The sequence below is a fragment of the Pseudomonas sp. SIMBA_068 genome (assembly GCF_046534705.1).
GTDB lineage: Bacteria > Pseudomonadota > Gammaproteobacteria > Pseudomonadales > Pseudomonadaceae > Aquipseudomonas > Aquipseudomonas putida.
Window position 1 is genome coordinate 1 of the sequence record NZ_JAWRYI010000493.1, and the last position, 273, is coordinate 273.

1 protein-coding gene is annotated in these 273 nt (G+C 52.4%); it reads right to left on the bottom strand.

What is annotated here, in order from left to right:
* Window positions 1-273 (bottom strand): hypothetical protein (locus SB756_RS30095; protein ID WP_410913238.1); only part of this gene is annotated, 273 nt, incomplete at both ends.

A 273-nucleotide genomic window follows, 5' to 3' on the forward strand; every position in this document is an offset into this window, starting at 1 on the left:
TTTCGCCCCAGCTAAAGGAAAATTCACCATTTTCCCCTGTCACGCCACGGCCTGAATTGGTGTAGTAGTTGACGCCAGCAACACCATATCCCTGGCTATCGACCAGTCGGCCTTCGGAGAGAATGATTTCCGAAGGTTGATACTGATAAAACTGTTCCGCGTTAGCCGACACGAAGGAAGCGTTCAGATCCGGTTTTGTTCCCGGCGTGGTGACAGGCACGACCGGTGAGGTATGAGTGGATGGCGCTTTATCGGTCGCAGCATTGTTTTCCA